23 protein-coding genes are annotated in these 26,447 nt (G+C 66.3%); 14 read left to right on the top strand and 9 right to left on the bottom strand.

The window, feature by feature from the left end; all coding sequences use genetic code 11:
* Positions 1-194 precede the first annotated feature (194 nt).
* Entirely contained in the window at positions 195-1,079 is an 885-nt protein-coding gene (locus CAG33_RS22435) for a LysR substrate-binding domain-containing protein (RefSeq protein WP_085640579.1), read from the bottom strand.
* Positions 1,080-1,234: 155 nt separating this feature from the next.
* Between CAG33_RS22435 and CAG33_RS22430 the strand changes: the two genes are divergently transcribed.
* Together CAG33_RS22430 and CAG33_RS22425 are read left to right on the top strand one after the other, a co-directional pair.
* The gene (locus CAG33_RS22430; protein ID WP_085640578.1) at positions 1,235-4,264 is read left to right on the top strand and encodes an FAD-binding and (Fe-S)-binding domain-containing protein; all 3,030 of its coding nucleotides are present in this window, start codon (positions 1,235-1,237) and stop codon (positions 4,262-4,264) included.
* A gap of 105 nt (positions 4,265-4,369) precedes the next feature.
* A complete protein-coding gene (locus CAG33_RS22425) occupies positions 4,370-5,539 on the top strand; it encodes a DUF1624 domain-containing protein (protein ID WP_085586461.1) in 1,170 nt (389 codons plus the stop codon).
* Between the two features lie 5 nt (positions 5,540-5,544).
* Here the strand turns inward: CAG33_RS22425 and CAG33_RS22420 are convergent, their stop codons facing one another.
* Positions 5,545-6,441: a LysR family transcriptional regulator gene (locus CAG33_RS22420; RefSeq protein WP_085586463.1), complete on the bottom strand. Its 897-nt coding sequence runs from the start codon at positions 6,439-6,441 to the stop codon at positions 5,545-5,547.
* 130 nt (positions 6,442-6,571) lie between these two features.
* On the opposite strand from CAG33_RS22420, the gene CAG33_RS22415 reads away from it, so the two are divergent.
* On the top strand, positions 6,572-7,402 hold the full coding sequence (locus tag CAG33_RS22415; RefSeq protein ID WP_085633280.1) for an oxidoreductase: 831 nt from the start codon (positions 6,572-6,574) through the stop codon (positions 7,400-7,402).
* 430 nt (positions 7,403-7,832) lie between these two features.
* On the opposite strand, the gene CAG33_RS22410 is transcribed toward CAG33_RS22415, so the two are convergent.
* Positions 7,833-9,224 carry an aldehyde dehydrogenase family protein gene (locus CAG33_RS22410; protein WP_085640577.1) on the bottom strand — a complete coding sequence of 464 codons (1,392 nt, stop codon included), beginning with the start codon at positions 9,222-9,224 and terminating at the stop codon, positions 7,833-7,835.
* Between the two features lie 104 nt (positions 9,225-9,328).
* On the opposite strand from CAG33_RS22410, the gene CAG33_RS22405 reads away from it, so the two are divergent.
* The gene (locus CAG33_RS22405) at positions 9,329-10,216 is read left to right on the top strand and encodes a LysR family transcriptional regulator (protein ID WP_085633356.1); all 888 of its coding nucleotides are present in this window, start codon (positions 9,329-9,331) and stop codon (positions 10,214-10,216) included.
* Here CAG33_RS22405 and CAG33_RS22400 read toward each other — a convergent pair.
* Complete coding sequence (locus CAG33_RS22400; protein WP_085586471.1) at positions 10,213-11,418, bottom strand: hypothetical protein; 1,206 nt, start codon at positions 11,416-11,418, stop codon at positions 10,213-10,215. The genes CAG33_RS22405 and CAG33_RS22400 overlap by 4 nt on opposite strands.
* Positions 11,419-11,567: 149 nt before the next feature.
* Between CAG33_RS22400 and CAG33_RS22395 the strand changes: the two genes are divergently transcribed.
* On the top strand, positions 11,568-12,230 hold the full coding sequence (locus CAG33_RS22395) for a M24 family metallopeptidase (RefSeq protein WP_085640576.1): 663 nt from the start codon (positions 11,568-11,570) through the stop codon (positions 12,228-12,230).
* 102 nt (positions 12,231-12,332) lie between these two features.
* Here the strand turns inward: CAG33_RS22395 and CAG33_RS22390 are convergent, their stop codons facing one another.
* From CAG33_RS22390 to CAG33_RS22370, 5 genes are all read right to left on the bottom strand, one after another.
* Positions 12,333-13,748 (bottom strand): cytosine permease, encoded by a 1,416-nt coding sequence (locus CAG33_RS22390; protein WP_085640575.1) that lies wholly within the window; start codon positions 13,746-13,748, stop codon positions 12,333-12,335.
* A gap of 251 nt (positions 13,749-13,999) precedes the next feature.
* Positions 14,000-15,151 (bottom strand): acetylornithine deacetylase, encoded by a 1,152-nt coding sequence (argE, locus tag CAG33_RS22385; RefSeq protein ID WP_085640574.1) that lies wholly within the window; start codon positions 15,149-15,151, stop codon positions 14,000-14,002.
* Positions 15,148-15,825 (bottom strand): DUF1028 domain-containing protein, encoded by a 678-nt coding sequence (locus tag CAG33_RS22380; protein WP_085586480.1) that lies wholly within the window; start codon positions 15,823-15,825, stop codon positions 15,148-15,150. Before CAG33_RS22380 ends, argE begins: the two co-directional genes overlap by 4 nt.
* 84 nt (positions 15,826-15,909) lie before the next feature.
* Positions 15,910-16,326, bottom strand: coding sequence for a RidA family protein (locus tag CAG33_RS22375; RefSeq protein ID WP_085586482.1), 417 nt, complete (start codon positions 16,324-16,326; stop codon positions 15,910-15,912).
* A 58-nt stretch (positions 16,327-16,384) separates the two neighbouring features.
* The gene (locus CAG33_RS22370) at positions 16,385-17,689 is read right to left on the bottom strand and encodes an NAD(P)/FAD-dependent oxidoreductase (RefSeq protein WP_085586484.1); all 1,305 of its coding nucleotides are present in this window, start codon (positions 17,687-17,689) and stop codon (positions 16,385-16,387) included.
* 273 nt (positions 17,690-17,962) lie between these two features.
* On the opposite strand from CAG33_RS22370, the gene CAG33_RS22365 reads away from it, so the two are divergent.
* The 9 genes from CAG33_RS22365 to CAG33_RS22325 all read left to right on the top strand — a co-directional run bounded on the left by CAG33_RS22365 (position 17,963) and on the right by CAG33_RS22325 (position 26,416).
* Positions 17,963-18,919, top strand: coding sequence for an AraC family transcriptional regulator (locus CAG33_RS22365; protein ID WP_085640573.1), 957 nt, complete (start codon positions 17,963-17,965; stop codon positions 18,917-18,919).
* A 135-nt stretch (positions 18,920-19,054) separates the two neighbouring features.
* Positions 19,055-20,413, top strand: coding sequence for a benzoate 1,2-dioxygenase large subunit (gene benA, locus CAG33_RS22360; protein ID WP_085586510.1), 1,359 nt, complete (start codon positions 19,055-19,057; stop codon positions 20,411-20,413).
* Positions 20,410-20,898: a benzoate 1,2-dioxygenase small subunit gene (benB, locus tag CAG33_RS22355; RefSeq protein WP_085640572.1), complete on the top strand. Its 489-nt coding sequence runs from the start codon at positions 20,410-20,412 to the stop codon at positions 20,896-20,898. The genes benA and benB overlap by 4 nt, the downstream gene beginning before the upstream one ends.
* Before the next feature lie 57 nt (positions 20,899-20,955).
* Positions 20,956-21,969: a benzoate 1,2-dioxygenase electron transfer component BenC gene (gene benC / locus CAG33_RS22350; RefSeq protein ID WP_085640571.1), complete on the top strand. Its 1,014-nt coding sequence runs from the start codon at positions 20,956-20,958 to the stop codon at positions 21,967-21,969.
* A gap of 38 nt (positions 21,970-22,007) precedes the next feature.
* Positions 22,008-22,769, top strand: a complete 762-nt coding sequence (locus tag CAG33_RS22345; RefSeq protein WP_085586512.1) for a 1,6-dihydroxycyclohexa-2,4-diene-1-carboxylate dehydrogenase — start codon at positions 22,008-22,010, stop codon at positions 22,767-22,769.
* Between the two features lie 22 nt (positions 22,770-22,791).
* Positions 22,792-23,913 (top strand): muconate cycloisomerase family protein, encoded by a 1,122-nt coding sequence (locus CAG33_RS22340; protein ID WP_085586492.1) that lies wholly within the window; start codon positions 22,792-22,794, stop codon positions 23,911-23,913.
* 18 nt (positions 23,914-23,931) lie between these two features.
* A complete protein-coding gene (catC, locus tag CAG33_RS22335; RefSeq protein ID WP_085586494.1) occupies positions 23,932-24,222 on the top strand; it encodes a muconolactone Delta-isomerase in 291 nt (96 codons plus the stop codon).
* A 174-nt stretch (positions 24,223-24,396) separates the two neighbouring features.
* The gene (gene catA, locus CAG33_RS22330) at positions 24,397-25,323 is read left to right on the top strand and encodes a catechol 1,2-dioxygenase (RefSeq protein WP_085640570.1); all 927 of its coding nucleotides are present in this window, start codon (positions 24,397-24,399) and stop codon (positions 25,321-25,323) included.
* Between the two features lie 109 nt (positions 25,324-25,432).
* A complete protein-coding gene (locus tag CAG33_RS22325) occupies positions 25,433-26,416 on the top strand; it encodes a GlxA family transcriptional regulator (RefSeq protein WP_085586498.1) in 984 nt (327 codons plus the stop codon).
* The last annotated feature ends 31 nt before the right edge of the window (positions 26,417-26,447 follow it).

Below are 26,447 nucleotides of genomic sequence, written 5' to 3'. Positions count from 1 at the left end.
GCAAACTGGCCCGGATCGTATTCGCCCTGCTCAAAGGGCAAAGCGAATATGAACCAAAAGCAGGCTGAGGGCTTTGCCTCAACCATAGAATCTCCCACAGAAGATCTCCCACAGAGGATCTCGGGTGAAGGCAGGGGTTGTGGTCGCCGCACAACCCTGTGGGAGCGGGCTTGCCCGCGAAAGCGGCTCCAGGGTCAGAGCGTTTGCACCAGCCAGTCCCGGAACGCCTTCAGCGACGGCAACGATTCGTTGCGCGCCGGGTACACCAGGTAATAGCTGCGGCGACTGGTGATCGGTTCGCCCAGTTGCAGCAGCTCACCGTTCTGCAGTTCGTCTTCCACCAGGATCCTGGGCACCAGGCCGACGCCGATGTTGGCGCGCACGGCCTGGATCAAGTGCGAGGTCATCTCGAAGCTCGGGCCGATGCGCATGCGGCGGTGGGGCAGGGCGTGGTGGCTGAACCATTCGGCCCAGGCCTGGGCGTTGCTGCTGACGTTGAGCAGCAGCTGGTCGGCGATCTGACGCTCGGCGGCCTGGCGTTCGGGTTCGCTCAGTTGGGCGCTGGCGATGGCCACCAGTTCCTCGGTGTGCAGGCGAAGGGCCGTCAGGCCCGGCCAGTCGCCGCCGCCGACGCAGATCGCCGCGTCGATCTCGCTGGTGTCGAAGTCGATGGCTTCGATGCGCGAATGCAGGTGCACGGTCATGCCGGGGTGGGCGGTGTAGAAGTCCTTGAGGCGCGGCAGCAGCCATTTCGAGCCGAAGGTCGGCAGCGTCGCCAGCCGCAGGCTATGGATGCCGGAGCCGAACGCCATGGCCTGCAGGGTGGCGCTGCGGATCTGGCCGAGGGCTTCGGCCAGTTCGCGCTGGTACATGCGCCCGACGTCGGTAAGGATCACCCGCCGGCCTTCGCGGGTGAACAGGCGCATGCCGAGCATCTTCTCCAGGATCTGCACCTGACGGCTGACTGCGCTCTGGGTCAGCGACAGCTCGTGGGCGGCGCGGGTATAGCTTTCGTGGCGGGCGGCGGCCTCAAAGGCCAGCAGCAACGACATCGAAGGAGTGAGGGTTCGCGGATTCATTCGTTTTAGTCATTAAAGTCGGGTCGAATTTACGTTTGTCGCAGACCGCCCCTGCAATGAACATGGGCACCATGAGATGGCGGAGCCTGACGCAATCATTCGTTGCCTACAAGTGTTTACCGCCGCAATGCCTTTTCGACCGAGACGCCCGACCCATGATTGCCCAGCTGTCGCCTGTTGCCGCCCTGAACGCCGATTACCAACGATTCCTTCAGGCCCTGAAGGATCAGGGCTTCAAGGGGGAAATCAGCGCCGACTACGCCAGCCGCGTAGTGCTGGCCACCGACAACTCGATCTACCAGCGCCTGCCCCAGGCGGCGGTGTTCCCCCGGGATGCCGACGACGTCGCGCTGCTGGCGCGCCTGATCGCCGAACCTGTCCATCGCCAGGTGGTGGTGACGCCCCGGGGCGGCGGCACCGGCACCAACGGCCAGTCGCTGACCGACGGCCTCGTCGTCGACCTGTCGCGGCACATGAACCGCATCCTTGAGATCAACGTGGAGCAGCGTTGGGTGCGGGTGCAGGCGGGCGTGGTGAAAGACCAGCTCAATGCCGCCCTCAAGGCCTCCGGGCTGTTTTTCGCCCCGGAACTGTCCACGTCCAACCGCGCCACGGTCGGCGGGATGATCAACACCGACGCCAGCGGCCAGGGCAGCTGCACCTACGGCAAGACCCGCGACCATGTGCTGGAACTGCACATGGTGCTGCGCGGCGGCGAGCGCCTGCACGGCCATCCGTTGGCTGAGCCGCAGTTGGCCGAGCAGTGCGCCCGCCAGGACCGCGTCGGCGAGGTCTACCGCTGCGCCCGGCAGATCATCGACGAGCAGGGCGAGCTGATCCGCGAACGCTTCCCCGACCTGAACCGTTGCCTGACCGGCTACGACCTGGCGCACCTGCGCGAGGCCGACGGGCGCTTCAACCTCAACAGCGTGCTGTGCGGCGCCGAGGGCTCGCTGGGGTTCGTGGTGGAAGCCAAGCTCAATGTGCTGCCGATCCCCAAGCACACGATGCTGGTGAACATCCGCTACGCCGGCTTCATGGAAGCCCTGCGCGATGCCCGGGCGCTGATGGCGCTCAAGCCGCTGTCGATCGAGACCGTGGACTCCAAAGTGCTGATGCTGGCGATGCAGGACATCGTCTGGCACGGCGTGGCCGAATACTTCCCGGAAAGCGCCGACCAGCCGACCCGGGGCATCAACCTGGTGGAGTTCTGCGGCGACGATCCGGACGACCTGCAACGCCGGGTCGAAGCCTTCCTCGGGCATCTGGGCAGCGACGCCACGGTGCAGCGCCTGGGGCACACGCTTGCGGTGGGCCAGGCGGCGGTGAACAAGGTCTACGGCATGCGCAAGCGGGCGGTGGGCCTGCTCGGCAACGTCGCCGGCGAAGCGCGGCCGCAGCCGTTCGTCGAGGACACCGCCGTGCCGCCGCAGCACCTGGCCGAGTACATCGGCGAACTGCGCGACCTGCTCGACAGCCACAAGCTGCAGTACGGCATGTTCGGCCATGTCGATGCCGGCGTGCTGCACGTGCGGCCGATCCTCGACATGAAGGATCCGCAGCAGGCGGCGCTGGTGCGCCCGGTGTCCGACGGCGTGGCCGCGCTGACCCAACGCTACGGCGGCCTCCTGTGGGGCGAGCACGGCAAAGGCCTGCGTTCGGAATACGCGCCGGCGTTCTTCGGCGAGCTGTACCCGGCGCTGCAAGCCCTGAAGGCGGCGTTCGACCCGTTCAACCAGTTCAACCCCGGCAAGATCGCGACCCCGGACATCCCCGGCGCCGCCTTGCTGAAGATCGACGAAGTGACCCTGCGCGGCGAGCTGGATCGGCAGATCGAGGAAAAGGTCTGGCAGGACTACGGCGCGGCGATGCACTGCAACGGCAACGGCGCCTGCTACAACTTCGATCCGGACGACGCTATGTGCCCGTCGTGGAAGGCCACCCGCCAGCGCTCGCAGTCGCCCAAGGGCCGGGCGTCGCTGATCCGCGAATGGCTGCGCCTGCAAGGCGAGGCGGGGGTCGATGTGCTGGCCGAAGGCACACGCCGGCCGCCGTTCTTCGCCAACCTGCTGCAGCGCTGGCGCAACGGCCGAAGCCCGGCGGCGGACTTCTCCCATGAGGTGTACGACGCCATGGCCGGGTGCCTGGCGTGCAAGTCCTGCGCGGGGCAGTGCCCGGTCAAGGTCAACGTGCCGGACTTCCGTTCGCGTTTCCTGGAGCTGTACCACATCCGTTACCTGCGGCCGCTGCGCGATTACCTGATCGCCTCGCTGGAGTACAGCATGCCGTTCCTGGCGCGGGTGCCGCTGATCTATAACGGGTTGATGGGGTCGGCGTTCAGCCGGCGGATGCTGGAGCGCGTCGGCGGCATGGTCGATGTGCCGCTGCTCAGCCGCTTCGATTTCCACGGGGCGATGCGTCGCTGGCACGTGCAGCCAGCCACGGTGCCGCTGCTGTCGGCGCTGACCCAGGCGCAGCGCGAACGCAGCGTGGTGCTGGTGCAGGATGCGTTCACCCGTTACTTCGAGGCGCCCTTGCTGGCGGATCTGGTCGAGCTGATTTCGCGCCTGGGCTATCAGGTCTACCTGGCGCCGTTCAGCGCCAACGGCAAGCCGCTGCATGTGCAGGGCTTCCTGTCGGCGTTCAACCGCGCGGCGCTGCGCAACGCCGGGCAATTGCGCGAGTTGGCCGATCTCGGCGTGCAGTTGGTGGGGCTGGATCCGGCCATGACCCTGGTCTATCGCCAGGAGTACCTCAAGGTGCCGGGGATGGAGCGCTGCCCGGAAGTGGCGCTGGTGCAGGAGTGGCTGCTCAAGGCGATGCCCGAGCGCAGCGGTCTGCCGGCGGCGGAGGGCTTCCGCCTGCTGGCGCACTGCACCGAAAAGACCAACGCTCCGGCGGCGACCCGGCAATGGGAGCAGGTGTTCGAGCGCGTCGGCCTGAAACTGGCGACCCAGGCGACCGGCTGCTGCGGGATGTCCGGCACCTACGGCCACGAGGCGCGCAACCGCGGGACCTCGACGGTGATCTACGAGCAGTCCTGGGCCCGGCAGGTCGAGGCGCCGGCGGAGCGGGGCGAGGCGCTGGCCACCGGCTATTCGTGCCGCAGCCAGGTCAAGCGTCAGTCGGAGCGGGCGCTGCGCCATCCGTTGCAGGTGTTGCTGGAGCGTCTGCGCACCGTTTGAGGGCGGCTGGCCGTTCATCGAAAAATTAGTGTTATAAGGTAACGCAAATTCGGGGCCCTCCGCTGTCGGCCCCGGTCGGATTCTCTTTTCGATTGCGATACCGCCATGACTCTTGCCGCTTCCCCACCCGTTCCGCCTGTGACCGGCCGTCTGCTGTCCATCGATGCCCTCAGGGGCCTGGTCATCCTGTTCATGCTGCTGGACCACGTGCGCGAAACCTTTCTGCTGCACCGTCAGGTCAGCGATCCGATGGACATCGCCGCCACGGAGCCTGAACTGTTCTTCAGCCGCACCCTGGCGCACCTGTGCGCGCCGGTGTTCGTGCTGCTGACCGGGCTGTCGGCCTGGCTGTTCGGCGAAAGGCACGCGGGCAAAGCGGCGGTCAGCGCCTTTCTGTTCAAGCGCGGGCTGTTTCTGGTGGTGCTCGAATTCACCCTGGTGAACTTCGCCTGGACGTTCCAGCTGCCGCCGAGCGTGATTTACCTGCAAGTGATCTGGGCCATCGGCCTGAGCATGATCGCGCTGTCGCTGTTGGTCTGGCTGCCCCGTTGGTTGCTGCTGACGTTGAGTCTGGTGCTCATCGCCGGGCACAACCTGCTGGACGGTGTGCACTTCGCCAAGGAATCCGCGCTGCATGTGCCTTGGGCGATCCTGCACGACCGCGGCTGGATCGAACTGGGCGAAAGCCTGCGCCTGCGCACGTCCTATCCGCTGTTGCCGTGGATCGGCGTGATCGGCCTAGGTTACGCCTTGGGGCCTTGGTTCGCCCGTGACGCCGATGCGGCTGTGCGCAGGTCCTGCCTGCTGTTGGCCGGCATCGCGGGATTGCTGGGGTTCGCCGGGCTGCGCCTGCTCAACGGCTATGGCGAGAAGCCCTGGGCGTTCGGCGACAGCGCTACGCAAACCCTGATGAGCTTTCTCAACATCACCAAATACCCGCCGTCGCTGCTGTTCATCGCGCTGACCGTGAGCATCGGGCTGTTGCTTTTGCGCGGCTTCGAACGCGCTGGGGAGCGGCGCTGGATCCGCTGGCTGACGGTGTTCGGTTCGGCGCCGATGTTTTTCTATCTGCTGCACCTGTATGCGCTGAAACTGCTGTACCTGATGGGCGTGGCGCTGTTCGGGCTCAACCAGGGCAGCCATTTCGGCTTTTCGTCCGTGGCGGCGGTCTGGCTGGCGGCGGTGGCGCTGGCGGTGGCGCTGTTTCCGGCGGTGCGCTGGTTTTCGCTGCTGAAGGCCCGGCGCAAGGACATCGCCTGGCTGAAGTACCTGTAGCCGCCTCAGCCGGCCTTGCCCGTGCGGGCGAAGTCGATGAAGGCCCGCAGCGGCGCCGGCACATGGCGTCGGCTGGGGTAGTACAGGTGCAGGCCGGGGTAGTGCGGGCACCAGTCGCCGAGCACCTGCACCAGACGTCCGGCGGCCAGATGCTCGCTGACCATGCCCTCGAACACATAGGCCAGCCCCGCGCCCTGCAGTGCCGGGCCGACCATCAGGCTGACGTCGCCCAAGGTCAGCGGGCCGTTGACTTCGATTTCCTGGGCGATGCCGCCGCGCTCGAACTCCCAGCGGTACAGCGTGCCGCTGGGGAAGCGGTGACGGATGCACGGCAACCCGTGCAGGTCCTCAGGCTTGTGCGGTGTGGCATGGCGCTCGAAAAACGCCGGCGACCCCACCACCACCGAGCGCAGGGACGGGCCGATGGGCACTGATACCATATCCGCCTCCAGCCGGTTGCCGAAGCGCACGCCGGCATCGAAGCCGCCCGCGACGATGTCCAGCAGGGCGTCGCTGTCGATGACTTCAAGGCGAATGTCCGGATAGGCCCGCAAAAAATCGCTGACGATGGGCAACAGCACCAGCTCGCAGGCCTGGCGCCCGGCGCTGATGCGCAAGGTGCCGGAGGGCGTGTCGCGGAACCGGTTGAGGTCCTCCAGCGCATCGTCGATGTCGCGGAACGCCGGTTGGAGCCGCGTCTGCAAACGTTCGCCGGCCTCGGTCAGGGCCACGCTGCGGGTGGTGCGGTTGAACAGGCGCACGCCGAGGCGGCTTTCCAGGGTGCGCAGCGCATGGCTCAGGGCCGAAGGGGTCAGCCCCAGTTCCACCGCTGCGCGGCTGAAGTTCAGGTGCCGGGCGATGCACAGGAACATCGACAGATCAGCGGTGGACGGTTGTTTCATTTGTGAGTGCCTTTCACAAAGCCATGCGAATTTGCTGGGATTATCACATCAGTAGCACGGCCTTACAGTTCGCTCAACTCATCGAGAAGGCCCGGCACGTTCGCCAAGGCCACTGACAGGAGGAGTTGATATGCGTACCTGGCTCATTACTGGCGCTTCCCGTGGTTTCGGCTCCCTGATCGCCGAACACGCCCTGCGTGCCGGCGACGCGGTGATCGCCACCGCCCGCAAGCCGCAAGACATCACCGACCGCCTCGGCGAGCACCCCCACCTGTTGGCGGTGCGGCTGGACGTCACCCGCGAGGACGAAGCCCATCAAGCGGTGGCGGAGGGCATCAAACGTTTCGGCCGCATCGACGTGCTGGTCAACAATGCCGGTTTCGGCGTGCTGGGGGCGGTGGAAGAAACCAGCGCCAGCGAAACCGAGCGGCTGTTCGCCACCAATGTGTTCGGCCTGCTCAACGTGACCCGCGCGGTGCTGCCGCACATGCGTGCCCAGCGCAGCGGGCGGGTGATCAACATCTCGTCCATCGGCGGCTACCAGGCTTACATGGGCTGGGGCGTGTACGGCTCCACCAAGTTCGCGGTGGAGGGCATCAGCGAAGCGCTGCATCAGGAACTGGCGCCGTTGGGCATCCATGCGACGGTGGTCGAACCGGGCTTCTTCCGCACCGATTTCCTGGACGAGCAATCGTTGATCAAGACCGCGCTGGTGCTGCCGGACTACGACGACACCGTGGGCAAGATGCGCACCTTCGCCGAAGCCGCCAACCATGCGCAGCCGGGGGATCCGGTGAAGTTCGCCGAAGCGATGCTGGCGCTGGCCGATGCCCCGAACCCGCCGCAGCGGCTGGCCCTGGGCAGCGACACGGTGGCGCGGATCGAAGCGAAGAACCGCCTGGTGGCGCAGGAGCTGGCCGAGTGGCACGCGTTGGCGCTGTCTACAGACTTCAAGGACTGAAGGGGTCCAACAGGTTTCTGTGGAATACAGGGATCCCTTGTGGGAGCCAGCCTGCTGGCGATGGCGGTGGCTCAGTCAACAGAGATGTTGGCTGAACTGGCCTCATCGCTTGCAGGCAAACTCCTACAGGTTTTGTGGTGTGCCTGGATCCTGCGGACATCGGGTATCCCTTGTGGGAGCCAGCCTGCTGGCGATGGCGGTGGCTCAGCCAACAGAGATGTCGGCAGTGCCGGCCTCATCGCTTGCAGGCAAGCTCCTTCAGGTTTTGGCGGTGTACATGAATCCTGCGGACACCTGCGATACCTGTGGGAGCCAGCCTGCTGGCGATTGCGGTAGGTCAGGCAACAGAAATGTCGGCTGAACTGGCCTCATCGCTTGCAGGCAAGCTCCTACAGGTTTTGTGGTGTGCCCGCGAAGAGGACCTCGCTGATCAGCGGCGATCCAACCACACGGTCTGCGCGTTGCAGAACTCGCGCACGCCGAAGTGCGACAGCTCACGGCCGAACCCGCTTTTCTTCACGCCGCCGAAGGTCACGCGGGGGTCGCTGGCGGAGTAGCCGTTGATGAACACGCCGCCGGTCTCCAGCTCACTGGTCAGTTGCTGGGCCAGCGGGACGTTGGCGGTGTAGATCGTCGCGGTCAGGCCGAACTCGCTGTCGTTGGCCAGGGCCACGGCGTGGGCGCAGTCGCGGGCGGTGATGATCGACGCCACCGGGCCGAACAGTTCCTGCCTGAACGAGGCCATGCGGTCGGTGACGTTGGCCAGCACGGTCGGCTCGTAGTAGTTGCCGGCCCCTGGGGCCTTGCCGCCGCCGAGCAGCAGGGTGGCGCCTTCTTCGAGGGTGGCGCGCACTTGCCCGTCGAGCTCGTCGCGCAGGTCGAAGCGGGCCATCGGACCGATGTAGGTGTCGGCCGCCAGCGGATCGCCCATCACCAGTTGGCGGGTGGCCTCGACGAACCGGCGGGTGAATTCCTCCACCACGCCTTCTTCGACGATCAGGCGTTTGGCGGCGGCGCACACTTGCCCGGAGTTCTGGTAGCGGCCGATCACGGCGGCCTGCACGGCTTCGTCGAGGTCGGCGTCGTTGAGCACGATGAACGGATCGGACCCGCCGAGTTCCAGCACGCATTTCTTCAGCGCGGCACCGGCCTGGGCACCGATGGCCATGCCGGCGCGCACGCTGCCGGTGAGGGTGACGGCAGCGATGCGCGGGTCGGCGATGGCTTTGGAGACGCCTTCAGGGGTGACGTTGATGACTTCGAACACACCGTCGGCGAAACCGGCGCGGGTGAACGCATCACGCAGCAAGTAGGCGCTGCCCATCACGTTCGGCGCATGCTTGAGCACGTAGGTGTTGCCGGCGATCAGCGCCGGCACCGCGCCGCGCAGCACTTGCCAGATCGGGAAGTTCCACGGCATCACCGCCAGGATCGGGCCCAGCGGACGGTATTCGATGCGCGCCTTGCCGCCTTCGACCAGGGTCGGCTCGGCGTCGAGCATGGCCGGGCCGTGTTCGGCGTACCACTCGCAGAGCTTGGCGCATTTCTCGATTTCGCCGCGGGCCTGAGCGATCGGCTTGCCCATTTCCTGGGTGATCATGGTGGCCATGGCTTCGGCGTTGTCGCGCAGGGCGCAGGCCAGGGCGGTCAGGGCGCGGGAACGGTCCTGCAGCGGCTTGCGCTTCCACTTGCCGAAACCGAAGGCGGCGCGGGTCAGGGCGGCGTCGAGGGCGGCATCGGATTCGAACGCGTAGTGGCCGATCTGCTCGCCCGTGGCGGGGTTGACGGAAATGGCGTGGGTCAGGCTGGAAATCGGGCTCATGGCATCGTCCTGCGAGGTCAGTGGATGGGCCCAAGAGTAGGGTGGCATTCGTTTTCTGGAAACTGAATAATAAAGATCGTTTCTTTCACGATTGGAGAATGATCATGGATCTGGTGCAGCTGGAAATCTTCAAGGCCGTGGCCGAGCACGGCAGCATCAGCGCTGCGGCGGCGCAGATCCATCGGGTGCCGTCGAACCTGACAACCCGGATCAAACAGCTCGAAGAGGATCTGGGCGTCGAACTGTTCATCCGCGAGAAAAGCCGTCTGCGCCTGTCGCCGGCGGGCTGGAGTTTCCTGGAGTACGCCCGGCGCATCCTCGACCTGGTGCAGGAAGCCCGGGCCACCGTGGCGGGTGAGGAGCCCCGAGGTGCGTTCCCGCTGGGGTCGCTGGAGAGCACGGCGGCGGTGCGCATTCCCGGGTTGCTGGCGGCCTACAACCAGCAGTACGCCAAGGTCGATCTGGACCTGTCCACCGGGCCTTCAGGGACAATGATCGATGGCGTGCTGGCCGGCCGGTTGGCGGCGGCATTCGTCGACGGCCCGGTGCTGCACCCGGCCCTGGAAGGCGTACCGGCCTTCGAAGAAGAGATGGTCGTGATCGCGCCGTTGCACCACGGGCCGATCCGGCGGGCGGCGGACGTCAACGGCGAGAGCATCTACGCCTTCCGCGCCAACTGCTCGTACCGCCACCACTTCGAGAAATGGTTCAGCACCGACGCCGCGGTGCCCGGCAAGATCTTCGAGATGGAGTCCTACCACGGCATGCTCGCCTGCGTCAGCGCCGGGGCCGGCCTGGCCTTGATGCCGTTGAGCATGCTGCAGAGCATGCCCGGTTCCGCGACAGTCAGCGTATGGCCGTTGGCCGCGGATTTCCGTTACCTGACCACCTGGCTGGTGTGGCGGCGGGGGACGGTGTCGCGCAGCCTGGCGATGTTCGTGAAGCTTCTGCAAGCGCAGGGCGGCGACGTCCCGCCGGGCGGGGCAGGCTAGAACAGAGGGCCGCCGGTCCACACCGGCGCGTTCTGGAACTTTTGTTGGCCAGCCACGGCGTTGTTGTACTGCTCGACCAGGTCGTAGGCGCCCAGGTCGATCATCTCGACCGAACTGCCGTCGATCACCGATTTGGTCATGGGCTGGATGACCAGGCCCTTCACCTCCGGCGGGCCCGGATTGATCATCGCATCGAGGATCTTGTTCACCATGGACTTCTTGGCGAATACGTCGGTGGTCGACGTGCTGGCCAGTTTGCCGTTCGTGCCCAGCAGGCCGATCAGGCAGTGGAACACCCACGCGGTGGACATCTGCCAGCCGTAGCTGGCTTCACCCAGTTCGGCATCCACGCTGCCCTTGCATTCGACGATGATGTATTGCTCGATGACCCCGCTGACCAGGTTGCGTTTGACCCAGATCTGGTCGATCCCGTTGGTCCGCCCTGACGACGACTTGCCCAGCTTCATCTGGTAGTCCTCGCCCAGAACCGTGATCAGCAGTTTGGCGGCGGCGTATTCGCCCCGGGTTTCGCTGGCGAAATGCTGGGCGTTGGAGTTTTCGAGGTTCTGCAGGTGATTTTTGATCCTGTCTCCGGACCTTTGGTCATGCCTGGCGAATTTGTCTGACGCCCAGCCGTATTTTCCCAGCCAGTCGTAGACCTTGGCCTGTGCGGCAGGGTCGGAACCCAGCAGGTTCCAGTAGTTCAGCGCCGTTTGGTCGGGTTGGGCCTGGCACAACGCGAGCCTGCGCTCGACGACTTGCTGGGCGGCGTAGGTGGTGATGGCGTGGGTCGTTCCGAACGCGCTGGCGGCGTCCGGAATGAGTATGCTGCCGCCGGTGAACTGCCTGTCGCGCGCGACCGCTTCCTTGATCTTCACGGCGTCCAGCGTGTCGAGCAGCACCAGTTGGTCGGCCCGGTCAGGATTGCCGATGTCGGTCGTCAGGCCATGCCGGTTCTTGAACTGATTGAGGATGTACAGCCATTGCTTGCCGGAGATGTCGACCGATGAAGTGCCGATGCTACCCAGTGGCGTGAAGGGATAGACGCCGCCCGTGAGGGTCAGCGGCGGTGCGTTGTACTGGGGCTGGGGCGAGAAGTAGAGCGTGGTTTTTTTTCCGTCGCGCCGTTCCTTGGGCGCCAATTCCATGATCTTGGCGTTCAGCGCATCTGTCGGGTCGGTGTAGCTCGTCAAAGTGACCATCGCCGCATTCCCTTCCGGTGAGAGCGGATTTGACTCTAGCCAAGGCTGTCTTCAACGTCCAGGCGGCCCGGTGCCTTTCCATTTGGGTGCTCGCAATATAAAAATGTATATAGCGCATGGTGTGTGCGTTCCGGCAAAGGGAGTCAGCGATGGATATGGCATTGAGCGGCAAAGAAGCGGTAGGCGAACGGTTTGCGCTGGAGTCGATGGGGCAGGCGCAGCGCTTGACCTGGGAGGCGGTCGACCGGATCGCGCAGATCATCAGGCCCGGCATGCCGGAGTCCGAGGCGCTGGCGCAAGGCAAGCGGATCCTGGCGGACCTGGGCATGGAACGGATCTGGCACCCGCTGCTGATCCGCTTCGGCGCCAACACCCTCAAGACCTTCAAGCAGCGCTCCGACGGCGACCCGGTGCTGGGCGAGAACGACATCTTCTTCATCGACATGGGCGTGGTCTGGCAGGGCCACGAAGGCGATGCCGGGGCAACGTTCACCACCGGCTCCGATCCGCAGATGATCGCCTGCGCCGCGGCCGCCAAGGAGTTGTTCGACCGGGTCGAGGCCTACTGGCGCGAAGGCGTCGCCGGCACTGAGCTGTACCGGTACGCCGCCGATCAGGCACAGGCCATGGGCTGGACACTGAACCTGGACATCAAGGGGCATCGGGTCAGCGATTTTCCCCACGCGATCCATCGGGGCGGCGATCTGGGCCATTTCGATGGGGCACCAAGCCCCGGCGTGTGGATCCTGGAAATCCAGATCGCCCACCCCGAGCTGCCTTACGGAGCGTTCTATGAGGATCTGCTGATCTGATCCCTCTCCCTTCAGGACGCTTGTTTCCGGCGTTCGGCCTGACCGGATGCGAAAAAGCCCGATCCGACTTTGCGTCGGACCGGGCTTTTTCATGGCTGGGAATTAAAGGCCGCCGGCCAGCTTCGCCCCCGACAGCCGCCGACGGTACGCGCTGTCCCGCGTCGCCAGCCAGAAGTACAGCGGCGACGTCACCAGCAGCCCCACCAGCCACGACAGATCCGCGCCGTCGATGTGCACCGACACCGGGCCCACGTACAGCGGCGTGTTCATGAACGGGATCTGCACCGCGATGCCGATGGCGTAGGCCAGCAGCGCCTGGGGGTTGTAGCGGCCGTAGCGGCCGCCGTCGACCCGGAAGATCGAGCCGATGTCGTACTGGCCCTTGTGGATGGCGTAGAAGTCGATCAGGTTGATCGCCGTCCACGGCACCAGCACCACCAGCAGCACCAGCACCATGTCGACGAAGTGGCCGATGAAGTCCGCCGAGGCGCCGACGGCGGTGAAGCAGCAGGCCGACAGGACGATGACCGAAATCACCGCACGGCTGCGGGCGGTGGGGATCCAGCGCCAGGCGAAGGTCTGCACCAGGGTGATGATCGACAGCACCGCGCCGTACAGGTTGAGCGCGTTGTGGCTGATCACGCTGAGCAGGAACAGCACCAGCATCAGCGGGCCGATGGCGCCGGTGGCGAGTTTCACCGCGTCCATGGTGTCCATGCCGGCCGGCGTCGCCAGCACCGCGACGGCGCCGAACACGAACGACAGGCTGGAGCCCAGCGCCGACCCCAGGTAGGTGGTCCAGAACGTGGCGGCCACCGGCACGTCGGCCGGCAGGTAGCGCGAGTAGTCCGACACATAGGGCGCGAATGCGATCTGCCACAGCGCCGCCAGCGACACCGTGGCCAGCCAGCCGGACAGGTTGAAGCCGCCGCGGGTGAGGAAGTCGTCGGTCTGGATGTGGGTCAGGATATAGCCGAAGCCGACCATGATGCCGATCCCCAGCACCCAGGTGCCGATGCGGTTGAGCACATGGATGAAGCGGTAGCCGATGATGCCGATGACGCCCGAGCCGAGGGCGCCGATCACGATGCCGACCGGCACCGGCACGCTGTCGGCCACGCCGTGCAGGGACTTGCCGGCCAGGACGATGTTGGAGGCGAAGAAGCCGATGTACATCACGCCGGCGATCACCACCACCAGCAAGGCGCCGAGGGAGCCGAACTGGGCGCGGCTCTGGATCATCTGCGGAATGCCCATCTGCGGGCCCTGGGCCGAGTGCAGCGCCATCAGCACGCCGCCCACCAGGTGGCCGACCAGGATGGCGACGATGCCCCACACCAGGTTCAGGTGGAACAGTTGCACACCGAGGGCGCCGGTGACGATGGGCAGCGGCGCGATGTTGCCGCCGAACCAGAGAGTGAACAGGTCGCGCACCTTTCCGTGGCGTTCCTGCGGCGGCACGTAGCCGATGGTGTGCTTTTCGATGAGCGGTGCGGCGTTTGTTGCTGAGGTGGCCATGACGAACTCCAAGGCAAGGACGAGTACGTGGACGTACTTCGGTGAGCGACGGCGCGGCCGGCGCATTTCTTGTCGGGTCGATCATGTGCAATGGCGCGGGGGAGATAAATTAGTAGATTTGTTGCTTCAGACCTTAAAAAAACTGGCCCCGCAGATCGGTTCACGAGGCTCTGGGCCGGGGCTTTCAGGCGCACAAGCGACAACGCAGCCGGCCCCGGGCGGAGGCGGCTGTCGCTTGTGCGTCACGCGGTTCAGCCGCGCAGGGAGGCCAGCATCCGTTGCAGCATCGCGTCGCAGGCGTCGAGCTGCGCGAGGCTGACGAACTCGTCCGGCTTGTGCCCCTGATCCATGCTGCCGGGGCCGCACACCACGGTGGGGATCCCGACCGCGTCGAACAGGCCGCCCTCGGTGCCGAACGCCACCGTGCCGAAGTCCCCAGAGCCGCAGAACGCGGCGATCAGTTGCGCGGCCTGGCTCTGCGCGTCGGTGGCCAGGCCCGGATAGGCCGACAGCTCGCTGAAGCGGATGTCGCTCTGCGCGCTGACCGCCCGCATGCGGGGCAGCACCTGCCGTTCGGCGTAGGCCTTGAGCTGCGAGGCGACCTCGGCCGGATCCTGCGAGGGCAGGGCACGGATCTCGAAATCGAAACGGCAGTCGGCGGGTACGATGTTCAGCGCCTTGCCGCCGCTGATCACCCCGGTCTGCACCGTGGAGAAGGGCGGGTCGAAACGCGGGTCGTGATGCTCAGGCGCCTTGAGCCCCTGGCCGATGCGCCCCAGTTCGCCGATCAGCTCGGCCGCGCACTCGATGGCGTTCACCCCCTGCGGCGCGTAGGCCGAATGGCAGGCGTGGCCGTGGACATCGCAGCGCATCGCCAGTTTGCCCTTGTGGCCGAGCACCGGTTTGAGCTCGGTGGGTTCGCCGATGATGCACAGCAGCGGTTTGACCGGGCGTTGCTCCAGCACCTTGAGCAGCGAGCGCACGCCGAGGCAGCCGACCTCTTCGTCGTAGGACAGGGCGATGTGCACCGGTTTGCTCAGCGGCGCCTCGACCAGCGACGGCACCAGCGCCAGCACGCAGGCGATGTAGCCTTTCATGTCAGCGGTACCGCGCCCGTAGAGCTTGCCGTCGCGCCGGGTCAGCTCGAACGGCGGCACCGTCCAGGGCTGGCCGTCGGCGGGCACCACGTCGGTGTGCCCCGACAGTACGATCCCCGGTCGGTCACAAGGCCCGACCGTGGCGAACAGGTTGGCCTTGCTGCGCTCGTCGTTGTAGACCAGCTCGCAGGGCACGTCGAAGCGCGCCAGGTAATCGCGCACGAAGCCGATCAGTTGCAGGTTGGATTCGCGGCTGGTTGTGTCGAACTCCACCAGGGTCGCCAGCAGCTCGGCGCTGGCGCTCATCGGTCGTCTCCGGCCACGCCGTAGCCCGGCGCCTTCGCAGGATCCAGGGCGCGGTCGATGTAGTCCTGCAGCTGCGGGCGATAGGCCTCCCACAGGTTCTGCAACTGGCCGATGGGGTCTTCGTCGGCCCAGTCCACTCGCAGGTTGACGATGGGCCAGGTCAGTTCGCCGACCACAACGACCGCCGCCGAATGCACCGGACCCGCTTCGCCGCCCAGGGCCTGGCCGGCCTGCAGCGCGCCGATCAGCCGGTCGGCCAACTGGCCTTCGCCGTCCTCGAACGCCCGCACCATGGCTTCGATCACCGAGGGGCCGGCGAGCATGTTGCCGGCGGCCACGCATTGCTCGCCCGCCACGGCGTTGTGGGTGCCCAGGGTCTGCCCGCCGCTGAAGTGGGCGGTCTGTCCGAGGTGGTTGATCGCGGTGATCTGGCGGTACTGGCTGTAGCCGTTGCGGGTCAGCGCCTTGTCCAGCGCGGCGTCCGGCGTCAGCCCCTGTTCCATCAGCGCGAGGACTTCAGGGCCCAGGGACGGCAGGGTGATGTTCTGGGTCGATACCGCCCCCACGCCCGGCAGCAGCCAGGGGCAGCGGGCGCCGACGGCGATGCTCGACGAGCTGATGGCGATGCCGAACTGGCCGGTCTCCGGGCAGCGGGCGGCGATGGAAAATGTCATGTCTCTAACTCCTGTTCGACTTGAGAGCGGGGGGGGGGCAGGCAAACCCGCTCCCGCAGGGTTCAGCGGTGGCGGTCTGTCGTCTTACTCGGGGATCACCGCCACCACGTCGATCTCCATCAGCCACTGCGGCTGCCCCAGCGCCGACACCACCAGCCCGGTGGAGATCGGGAACACGCCCTTGAGCCACTTGCCGACTTCCTGGTACACCGGCTCGCGGTAGCGCGGGTCGATCAGGTAGGTGGTGGTCTTGACGATGTGGCTGAGGTCGCTGCCGGCCTCTTCCAGCAGTTGCTTGACGTTGCGCATCGCTTGCTCGGCTTGGGCGCGCGGGTCGCCGAGGCCGATCAGGTTGCCGTCGAAGTCGGTGCCGACCTGGCCGCGCACGTACACGGTGTTGCCGGCGCGCACGGCCTGGCACAGGTCGTTGTCCAGGGTCTGGTTGGGGTAGGTGTCCTTGGTGTTGAACATGCGGATGCGGGTGTGGGTGGGCTGGGCCATGTGAAACTCCTGACGAAAAGGGGCCCGGCGCGACGGGCGCCGGGATGCGAAGGCAAGGTCAAGCGTCGACGGTGTCGGTGTTCTTGCGGGGGGCCGCCGCGCGCTGGTCGGCGTCGCGGTAGGCCAGGTACTTGCGCTGGGTGGCGATGTGGTCGGCCACGTGCTTGGCGTCGTGCCACACGCCCCAGATGAACGAAGAGCCGCGCCGGGACTGCCACGGCAGGCCGAGGAAATACACGCCCGGTTCGCTGGACACTCCGCGCTGGTGCTGCGGCTTGCCCTTGTCGTCGAACGCGCCGACCTTCAGCCACGAGTAGTCCACGGCGAACCCGGTGGCCCAGATGATCGAGGTGACGCCGGCGGCGGCCAGGTCCAGGTTCGCCAGCGGGTGCTTCACGCACTCGGGATCCGGATAGGTTTCCCGGGCCTCGGGCTCCGGCGGCAAATCCAGGCCGTTGCGTTCGATGTAGGCGTCGGCGGCGTCGAGCAGCGCCAGGTAGTTCTCGTCGCCGCGCTTGAGGTTGTCCGCCAGATCCTGCCTGAACGTCACCACGCCGTCCTTGAACGACTCGGTCACGCCCACCAGGGTCATGCCACGGTGGGCCAGGCCCCGGAAGTCGATGGTGCGCCCGCCGTGGGCGCCGCTTACGGCAATCGTCACGTGCTCGCGGCCCGGTTTCATGGCGGCCTGATCCCATTCGCCGAGCACGCCCAGCCACCAGCAGAAATCACGGTTGCGGTAGGCCCGGGGCGGGCGGTCGTGGGCGCCGACCGACAGGAACACCTGCCGGCCCGAACGCTGCAGCTCATCGGCGATCTGCACCCCCGAGGAACCTGCGCCGACCACCAGCACCGCGCCGTCCGGCAGTTGCTGCGGGTTGCGGTAGTCGGCCGAGTGGATCTGCTGCAGGCGTGGGTCCTGCGGGGCGATCGGCGGGATCACCGGGCGCTGGAACGGGCCGGTGGCGGCCACCACGCGGGCGGCCTCGATCACGCCCTCGGAGGTCTCGACGGTGAAGCCCGGACGCCCGACATTGCGCACCACGCTCTTGACCTCGACGCCGGTGCGGATCGGCGCGTTGAATTTTTTCGCATAGGCCTCGAAGTAATCCGCCACGCGATCCTTGTGGGCGAAACCGTCAGGATCCACATCGTCGAATTCCATCCCCGGAAAGCGGTCGTGCCAGGCCGGGCCGTTGGCCACCAGCGAGTCCCAGCGCCCGGTGCGCCAGCGTTCGGCGATGCGGCTGCGCTCCAGCACCAGGTGCGGGATGCCGAGCTTGCCCAGGTGTTCGCTCATGGCCACACCCGCTTGACCGGCACCGACGACAAGCGTGTCTGTTTTTATTGTTTCAGTGGTCATCTCTCATCCCTTTTCACGAGGCAATTGGATTCAGGCGGCGTGCGGCCTGCTCTCTGTGCTTGGGATCAGACTAGGGTCGGGGTGCCCATCGGTAAAATATTATTAAGCTGGGATCTGAGCATAAATTGCTGATGCAGCCGCTCGCCCGCCACGGCCCGAAACGCCGAAAGTGTTCGGTGATCGACCGTTCGACGGGCCGCCGATTGTCGCTGCCGCCACGCCGGCGTACTGTGGACGGCATCCGTGAAAACCTGACAAGAACGAGTGCCCTCCATGGACAGCCGCCTGCTGAGCGAGCGCAGCAGCGTGTTTCACCACGCTGACCCGTATGCCGTGTCCGACTACGTCAACCGGCACGTCGGTCAGCACCTCATCGGCCTCGCCAAGACCGCCCATCCCCAGGCCAGCCTCAACCACCGCAAGTTCGCCGACCTGGACCTGTGCCGCATCAGCTACGGCGGCAGCGTACGGGTCACCTCCCTGGCGCTGGAAACGGTCTACCACCTGCAAGTGCTGCTGCAGGGCAACTGCCTGTGGCGCGGGCACAAGCGCGAGCAGCATCTGGTGCCGGGCGAGCTGCTGCTGATCAACCCGGACGATCCGGTCGATCTCACGTATTCCGACGACTGCGAGAAATTCATCCTCAAGGTGCCGGTCAGCGTGCTGGAGTCGGTGTGCGACGAGCAGCGCTGGCTGCGTCCGTCCGGCGGCATCCGCTTCCGGCGCAACCATTACCGGCTCGACGACCTGGAAGGCTTCACGCCGTTGCTCGGCATGATCTGCCAGGAAGCCGAAGCCAGCGATCCGCTGCTGCGGGTGCAGGAGCACTATGTGCAGATTATCGGCAGCAAGCTGCTGTCGCTGCTCGACACCAATGTCAGCCGCGAATCCTTGAGCGCGCCGTCGGCCAGCCTGGAGCGGATCCTGGAGTTCATCGAACGCAACCTCAAGCAGGACCTGAGCGCCGAAAGCCTGGCCGCGCAGGCGTGCATGAGCCCGCGTTCGCTGTACGCGCTGTTCGAACGCCAGTTGGGCGTCACACCGATGCAGCACATCCGCCAGCGCAAGCTGGCGCGCATCCACGCCTGCCTCACCGACCCGAGCTGCCCGGTGCGCAACCTCACCGAACTGGCGCTCGACTACGGCTTCCTGCACCTGGGCCGCTTCTCCGAGAGCTACCGCCAGCAGTTCGGCGAGCTGCCGTCCCACACCTTCAAGCGCCGCCACTGATTCCCCGCACCCTCTGAAACACCTGCCGCGCCGTCCTGCGCAAAACGGATAGCGATGTGCAGGAATCGGCTATTGCGCCCGCCGTCGCCTCCCTAACCTGACCTGGCCTGAACAATAACAATGGAGGCCCTGGCCATGTCCCTGGGAATCGACTACCTCACTGCCTTGCTCGAAGAAGACAAGGAGCAGGGTGCCTACCGCTGCAAGCGGGAGATGTTCACCGATCCGCGGCTGTTCGAGCTGGAAATGGCGCACATCTTCGAAGGCAACTGGATCTACCTGGCCCACGAAAGCCAGATCCCCCGCCACAACGATTACCTGACGCTCACCATGGGCCGTCAGCCGGTCTTCATCGCGCGCAACAAGGACGGCGTGCTCAACGCCTTCCTCAATGCCTGCAGCCACCGCGGCGCCATGCTCTGCCGGCACAAGTCCGGCAACCGCTCCAGCTACACCTGCCCGTTCCACGGCTGGACGTTCAACAACAGCGGCAAACTGCTCAAGGTCAAGGATCCCGCCGAGGCGGGCTACCCCGAGGGCTTCAACTGCGAAGGCTCCCACGACCTGACCCGGGTGGCGCGCTTCGAGTCCTACCGCGGCTTCCTGTTCGGCAGCCTCAACCCCGACGTGAAGCCCCTCGCCGAACACCTGGGCGAGTCGGCGCGGATCATCGACATGATCGTCGACCAGTCCCCCGAGGGCCTGGAAGTGCTGCGCGGCTCCAGTTCCTACATCTACGAAGGCAACTGGAAACTCACCGCCGAAAACGGCGCCGACGGCTACCACGTCAGCTCCGTGCACTGGAACTACGCCGCCACCCAGAACCAGCGCCAGCAGCGCGAGGCCGGCGAAGAGATCAAGACCATGAGCGCCGGCAGCTGGGCGAAGAAGGGCGGTGGCTTCTACTCCTTCGACCACGGCCACCTGCTGCTCTGGACCCGCTGGGCCAACCCCGAGGACCGTCCGGCCTACGAGCGCCGCGACGAACTGGCCCGGGACTTCGGCCAGGCCCGCGCCGACTGGATGATCGAGAATTCGCGCAACCTGTGCCTGTACCCCAACGTGTACCTGATGGATCAGTTCAGTTCGCAGATCCGCATCGCCCGGCCGATCGCCGTGGACAAGACCGAGATCACCATCTACTGCATCGCCCCCAAAGGCGAGAGCGCCGAGGCTCGGGCCAAGCGCATCCGCCAGTACGAGGACTTCTTCAACGTCAGCGGCATGGCCACCCCGGACGACCTGGAAGAGTTCCGTTCCTGCCAGACCGGCTACGGCGCCGGGCGCGGCTGGAACGACATGTCACGCGGGGCGGCCCATTGGGTCGACGGCGCCGATGCCGCCGCCGAAGAGATCGGCCTCAAGCCGCTGCTGTCCGGGGTGCGCACCGAGGATGAAGGCCTGTTCGTGCTGCAGCACAAGTATTGGCAGGAAACGATGCTCAAGGCCGTGTCCGCCGAACCGCAGCTGATCCCTGTGGAGGCCGTGCCATGAACAGCCTCTACGACACCGTGCGCGATTTCCTCTACCGCGAGGCCCGTTATCTGGACGACGCCGAGTGGGACCGTTGGCTTGAGCTCTACGCCGCCGACGCCAGCTTCTGGATGCCGGCCTGGGACGACAACGACACGCTCACCGAAGACCCGCAGAGCGAGATCTCGCTGATCTGGTACGGCAACCGCGGCGGCCTCGAAGACCGGGTGTTCCGGATCAAGACCGAGCGCTCCAGCGCCACCGTTCCCGACACCCGCACCTCCCACAACCTGAGCAACATCGAGATCGTCGAGCAGGGCGAAGGCCAGTGCCGGGTGCGCTTCAACTGGCACACCCTGAGCTTTCGCTACCAGGTCACCGACAGCTATTTCGGCACCAGTTTCTACACCCTCGACCTGCGCGGCGAGCAGCCGCTGATCAAGGCCAAGAAGGTCGTGCTGAAAAACGATTACGTCCGTCAGGTCATCGACATCTACCACATCTGACCGAGACGGCGCGGGCCTTGGCCGTTGGCCGGACCGGCGCCGTGAGCGAGGTGCAACATGGGTTTTCGCATCGCATTGAATTTCGAGGACGGGGTGACCCGCTTCATCGAGGCCGACGGCCAGGAAACCGTCGCCGACGCGGCGTACCGCCAGGGCATCAACATTCCGCTGGACTGCCGCGACGGCGCCTGCGGCACCTGCAAGTGCTTCGCCGAATCCGGGCGTTACGCCCTGGGCGACAACTTCATCGAGGACGCGCTGAGCGAGGATGAACTCACCCAGGGCTACGTGCTCACCTGCCAGATGCGCGCCGAAAGCGATTGCGTGGTGCGGGTGCCGGTCGGCTCCCAGGTCTGCAAGACCGGGCAGGCCAGCTTTGAGGCGGCGATCAGCGATGTGCGCCAGCTCTCCGAGAGCACCATCGCCTTGTCGGTCAAGGGCGAGTCCCTGAGCCGGCTGGCGTTCCTGCCGGGCCAGTACGTCAACCTGCAAGTGCCGGGCAGCGACCAGAGCCGGGCCTATTCCTTCAGTTCGTTGCCGAAGGACGGCGAAGTCAGCTTCCTGATCCGCAACGTGCCCGGCGGTCTGATGAGCCGCTTTCTCACCGGGCTGGCCAAGGCCGGCGACAGCATGACCCTGGCAGGCCCGCTGGGCAGTTTTTACCTGCGCGAGATCAAGCGGCCGCTGCTGCTGTTGGCCGGCGGCACGGGGCTGGCGCCGTTCACGGCGATGCTGGAGCGGATTGCCGAGGAGGGCAGCGCCTACCCGGTGCACCTGATCTACGGCGTCACCCATGACTTCGACCTGGTCGAGCTCGACCGCCTCGACGCCTTCGCCGCGCGCATTCCCGGCTTCAGCTACGGCGCCTGCGTGGCCAGCCCCGAGAGCCGGCACCCGCTCAAGGGCTACGTCACCCAGCACATCGAACCGCGCCACCTCAACGACGGCGACGTCGACGTCTACCTGTGCGGCCCGCCGCCGATGGTCGAGGCGGTCAGCCAACACATCCGCGAGCAGGGCATCACCCCGGCCAATTTCTACTACGAGAAGTTCGCCGCCGCGGCGGCCTGAGCCCTGCGCCGAACCTGAGCCTGATGCTGGAGAACACCATGAACAACAGATTCGCCGACAAGGTCGCGCTGGTCACCGGCGCCGCGCAAGGCATCGGTCGCCGGGTGTGCGAGCGCTTGCTGGAGGAGGGCGCCCGGGTGGTGGCCGTCGACCGTTCGGAGTTGGTCCATGAATTGCAGGGCGGGCACGTCCTGACGCTGACCGCCGACCTTGAGCAATACGCCGATTGCGCCCGGGCGATGGCCGCCGCCATCGATGCCTTCGGGCGTCTCGACATCCTGGTCAACAACGTCGGCGGCACGATTTGGGCCAAGCCGTTCGAGCACTACGAGACCGCGCAGATCGAAGCCGAAGTGCGCCGCTCGCTGTTCCCGACCCTGTGGTGCTGCCACGCGGCGTTGCCCCACATGCTCAAGCAGGGGCGGGGCGCCATCGTCAACGTGTCGTCGATCGCCACCCGCAGCGTGAACCGCGTGCCCTACGGCGCGGCCAAGGGCGGCATCAATGCGCTCACCGCGTGCCTGGCGTTCGAGAACGCCGAGCGCGGCATTCGCGTCAACGCCACCGCCCCCGGCGGCACCGAGGCGCCGCCGCGGCGCATCCCGCGCAACGCCGCGCAGCAGTCGGCGCAGGAGCAGGCCTGGTATCAGGAGATCGTCGCGCAGACCCTCGACAGCAGCCTGATGAAACGCTACGGCACCCTCGACGAACAGGTCGGCGCGATCCTGTTCCTCGCCTCCGACGAGGCCTCCTACATCACCGGCGTGACCCTGCCGGTCGGTGGCGGCGACCTCGGTTGAACACGTTGAAACGGACATTGAAATGAACCCAATCCTGATCGAAAGCCTGACGGCGGTGATCGTCGACCTGCCGACCATCCGCCCGCACAAACTGGCGATGCATACGATGCAGAACCAGACCCTGGTGATCCTGCGCCTGCGTTGCAGCGACGGCATCGAGGGCATCGGCGAGGCCACCACCATCGGCGGCCTGGCCTACGGCAACGAGAGCCCGGAAAGCATCAAGGCCAACATCGACGCGCACCTGGCGCCGGCCCTGACCGGCCTGGACGCCTGCAACATCAACGCCGCCATGCAGACCCTGGACAAGGTCGCCAAGGGCAACACCTTCGCCAAGTCCGGCATCGAAAGCGCCTTGCTCGACGCCCAGGGCAAACGCTTGGGCCTGCCGGTCAGCGAACTGCTCGGCGGCCGGGTGCGCGACAGCCTGGAAGTGGCCTGGACACTGGCCAGCGGCGACACCGCCCGGGACATCGCCGAGGCCGAGCAGATGCTGGAGGCGCGCCGGCACCGCATCTTCAAGCTGAAGATCGGCGCCAACCCGCTGGAGCAGGACCTGGCCCATGCGGTGGCGATCAAGCGGGCCCTGGGCGACCGCGCCAGCGTGCGGGTCGATGTCAACCAGTACTGGGACGAGTCCCAGGCGATCCGTGGCTGTCGGGTGCTCGGCGACAACGGCATCGACCTGATCGAACAGCCGATCTCGCGGGTCAACCGCGCAGGCCAGGTGCGCCTCAACCAGCGCAGCCCGGCGCCGGTCATGGCCGACGAATCCATCGAAAGCGTCGAGGACGCCTTCAGCCTCGCCGCAGACGGCGCAGCCAGCGTGTTCGCCTTGAAGATCGCTAAGAACGGTGGTCCCCGCGCGGTGTTGCGCACCGCGCAGATCGCCGAGGCCTGCGGCATCGCCCTGTACGGCGGCACCATGCTCGAAGGTTCGGTTGGCACCCTGACCTCGGCCCACGCGTTCCTCACCCTGCGGCAGCTGACCTGGGGCACCGAGCTGTTCGGCCCGTTGCTGCTGACCGAAGACATCGTCACCGAAGCGCCGCAGTACCGCGATTTCCACCTGCACATTCCCCGCACGCCGGGCCTGGGCCTGACGCTGGACGAAGCGCGCCTGGCGCGGTTCCGCCGTGCCTGAACCGAAGGAGAGAGCACCATGCTGTTCCACGTAAAGATGACCGTGAAACTGCCCGCCGACATGGATCCGGCCGTCGCCGCGCGGCTCAAGGCTGACGAAAAGGAGCTGGCCCAGCGCCTGCAGCGCGAAGGCCTGTGGCGGCACCTGTGGCGCATCGCCGGGCACTACGCCAACTACAGCGTATTCGACGTGCCCAGCGTCGAGGCGCTGCACGACACCCTGATGCGCCTGCCGCTGTTCCCTTACATGGACATCGAGATCGACGGGCTCTGCCGCCATCCGTCGTCGATCCACGAGGACGACCGCTGACCCTGAGCGCACCAGTTCCCCCCTGTGGGAGCGGGCTTGCCCGCGATTGCGGTGGACCTGTGACGAATACTTCGACTGACACGCCGCCATCGCGGGCAAGCCCGCTCCCACAGGGGACGGTGCACTGCTCCGGGACTTTTGCGACCCGCACAACAACAAAATGAGGTGAACCCCATGACCGTGAAGATTGCCCACACCGCCGAGCTGCAAGCGTTCTTCGAAGAGGCCGCCGGCTTCTCCAACGACCTTGGCAGCACCCGTTTGAAGACCATCGTCCTGGGCGTGCTCCAGGACGCCGCCCGGCTGATCGAAGACCTGGACATCACCGACGCCGAATTCTGGAAAGCCGTCGACTACCTCAACCGCCTCGGCGAACGCTCCGAGGCCGGGCTGCTGGTGGCGGGGCTCGGCATCGAGCATTTCCTCGACCTGCTGCAAGACGCCAAGGACGCCCAGGCCGGCCAGACCGGCGGCACGCCGCGCACCATCGAAGGGCCGCTGTACGTGGCGGGTGCGCCGCTGTGCGAAGGCGCCTGCCGGATGGACGACGGCAGCGAGGAGGGCAGCGCCACGGTGATGTTCCTCGAAGGCCGGGTGTTCGACCTGCACGGCGAGCCGCTGGCCGGCGCCACCGTCGACCTGTGGCACGCCAATACCCGAGGCACCTACTCGTTCTTCGACCCGAGTCAGTCCGAGTTCAACCTGCGCCGACGCATCGTCACCGACGCCCAGGGCCGCTACCGCGCCCGCAGCATCGTGCCGTCGGGCTACGGCTGCGATCCCCGAGGCCCGACCCAGGAATGCCTGAACCTGCTCGGCCGTCACGGCCAGCGTCCGGCCCACGTGCATTTCTTCATCTCGGCACCGGGCCACCGGCACCTGACCACCCAGATCAACCTCGCCGGGGACCGCTACCTGTGGGACGACTTCGCCTACGCCACCCGCGAAGGCCTGGTCGGTGAAGTGACGTTCCGCGAGGACGGCGCCCGGGGCGTGGCGGGGCGTTACGCCGAGCTGAACTTCGACTTCCGGTTGCAGCCGGCCACCGATGCGGCGGCCGAACGGCGCAGCGCCCGTCCGCGGGCGTTGCAGGAAGCCTGATCGCGTTCGATGCGGCGCTAGGTTCGCGCCCGTCCGACAGGTAGCATGGGTGCATCCATGTCACAGAGCGGACCGCAAATTGATCGAGCGTCGCCACTTCAGCGGAGGCATGAAAGGCAAGAACCTCCGCTACCTCAACGAAAACCCGGACGGGCCGGTCTCCCGGCTCCGCACGGGTTTTCTGTTGCTGGAGCATTTCTCCCTGCCGGCGTTCACCCAGACGCTGGACACGATCGTCACCACCAACCTGCTGCGCCCCGGCCTGTTTTCGTCCCGCACGTTCGGCCTGAGCGACGGCGAAGTGATCAGCGACCTGGGCCTGGTGATCCGCCCGGACGAGCGTCTGGACGCCTCGTCGATCCAGGCGCTGGACCTGTTGGTGATCTGCGGCGGCTACCGCACCGAACTCAAGGCCGGCGAAGAACTCATCCAGCTGATCAAGTCCGCCGCCGCCCAGGGGGTGGTGCTGGCCGGGCTGTGGAACGGCGCGTGGTTCCTCGGCAAGGCCGGGGTGCTGGACGGCTACCGCTGCGCCATCCACCCGGAACACCGCCCGGCGCTGGCGGAAATCAGCAAGGCGACCCAGGTCAGCAGCGAACCCTACGTGATCGACCGCGACCGCCTCACGGCCTCCAGCCCCTCCGGCGCGTTCCACATGGCGCTGGACTGGATCAAGGGCTTGCACGGCAAGGCGCTGGTCGAGGGCATCGAAGACATCCTCGCGTTCGAGGAATCCCGTTACCGGCGGATCAAGCCGAGCGAGAACATCTGCGTCAGCGCGCCCCTGCGCGAAGTGGTCAAGCTGATGGACGCCAACCTGGAGGAACCGCTGGAGCTGGAGCAACTGGCGGCCTACGCGGGACGATCGCGGCGCCAGCTCGAACGCCTGTTCAAGGAGCAACTGGGCACCACCCCGCAGCGCTATTACCTGGAACTGCGCATCACCGAGGCCCGGCGTCTGCTGCAGCACACGGAGCTGTCGCAGATGGAAGTGTTGGTGGCCTGCGGTTTCGTGTCGCCGAGCCATTTCAGCAAATGCTACAGCGCGTTCTTCGGCTACCGGCCGTCCAAGGAAAAGCGCCTGGTCAAGTAGGCAAAAAAAGGCCGGGAGCACCCGGCCGAAA

Source organism: Pseudomonas sp. B3(2017) (assembly GCF_002113595.1).
Taxonomy (GTDB): Bacteria; Pseudomonadota; Gammaproteobacteria; order Pseudomonadales; family Pseudomonadaceae; genus Aquipseudomonas; species Aquipseudomonas ekonensis.
This window is presented reverse-complemented; position numbering and strand designations above follow the sequence as displayed.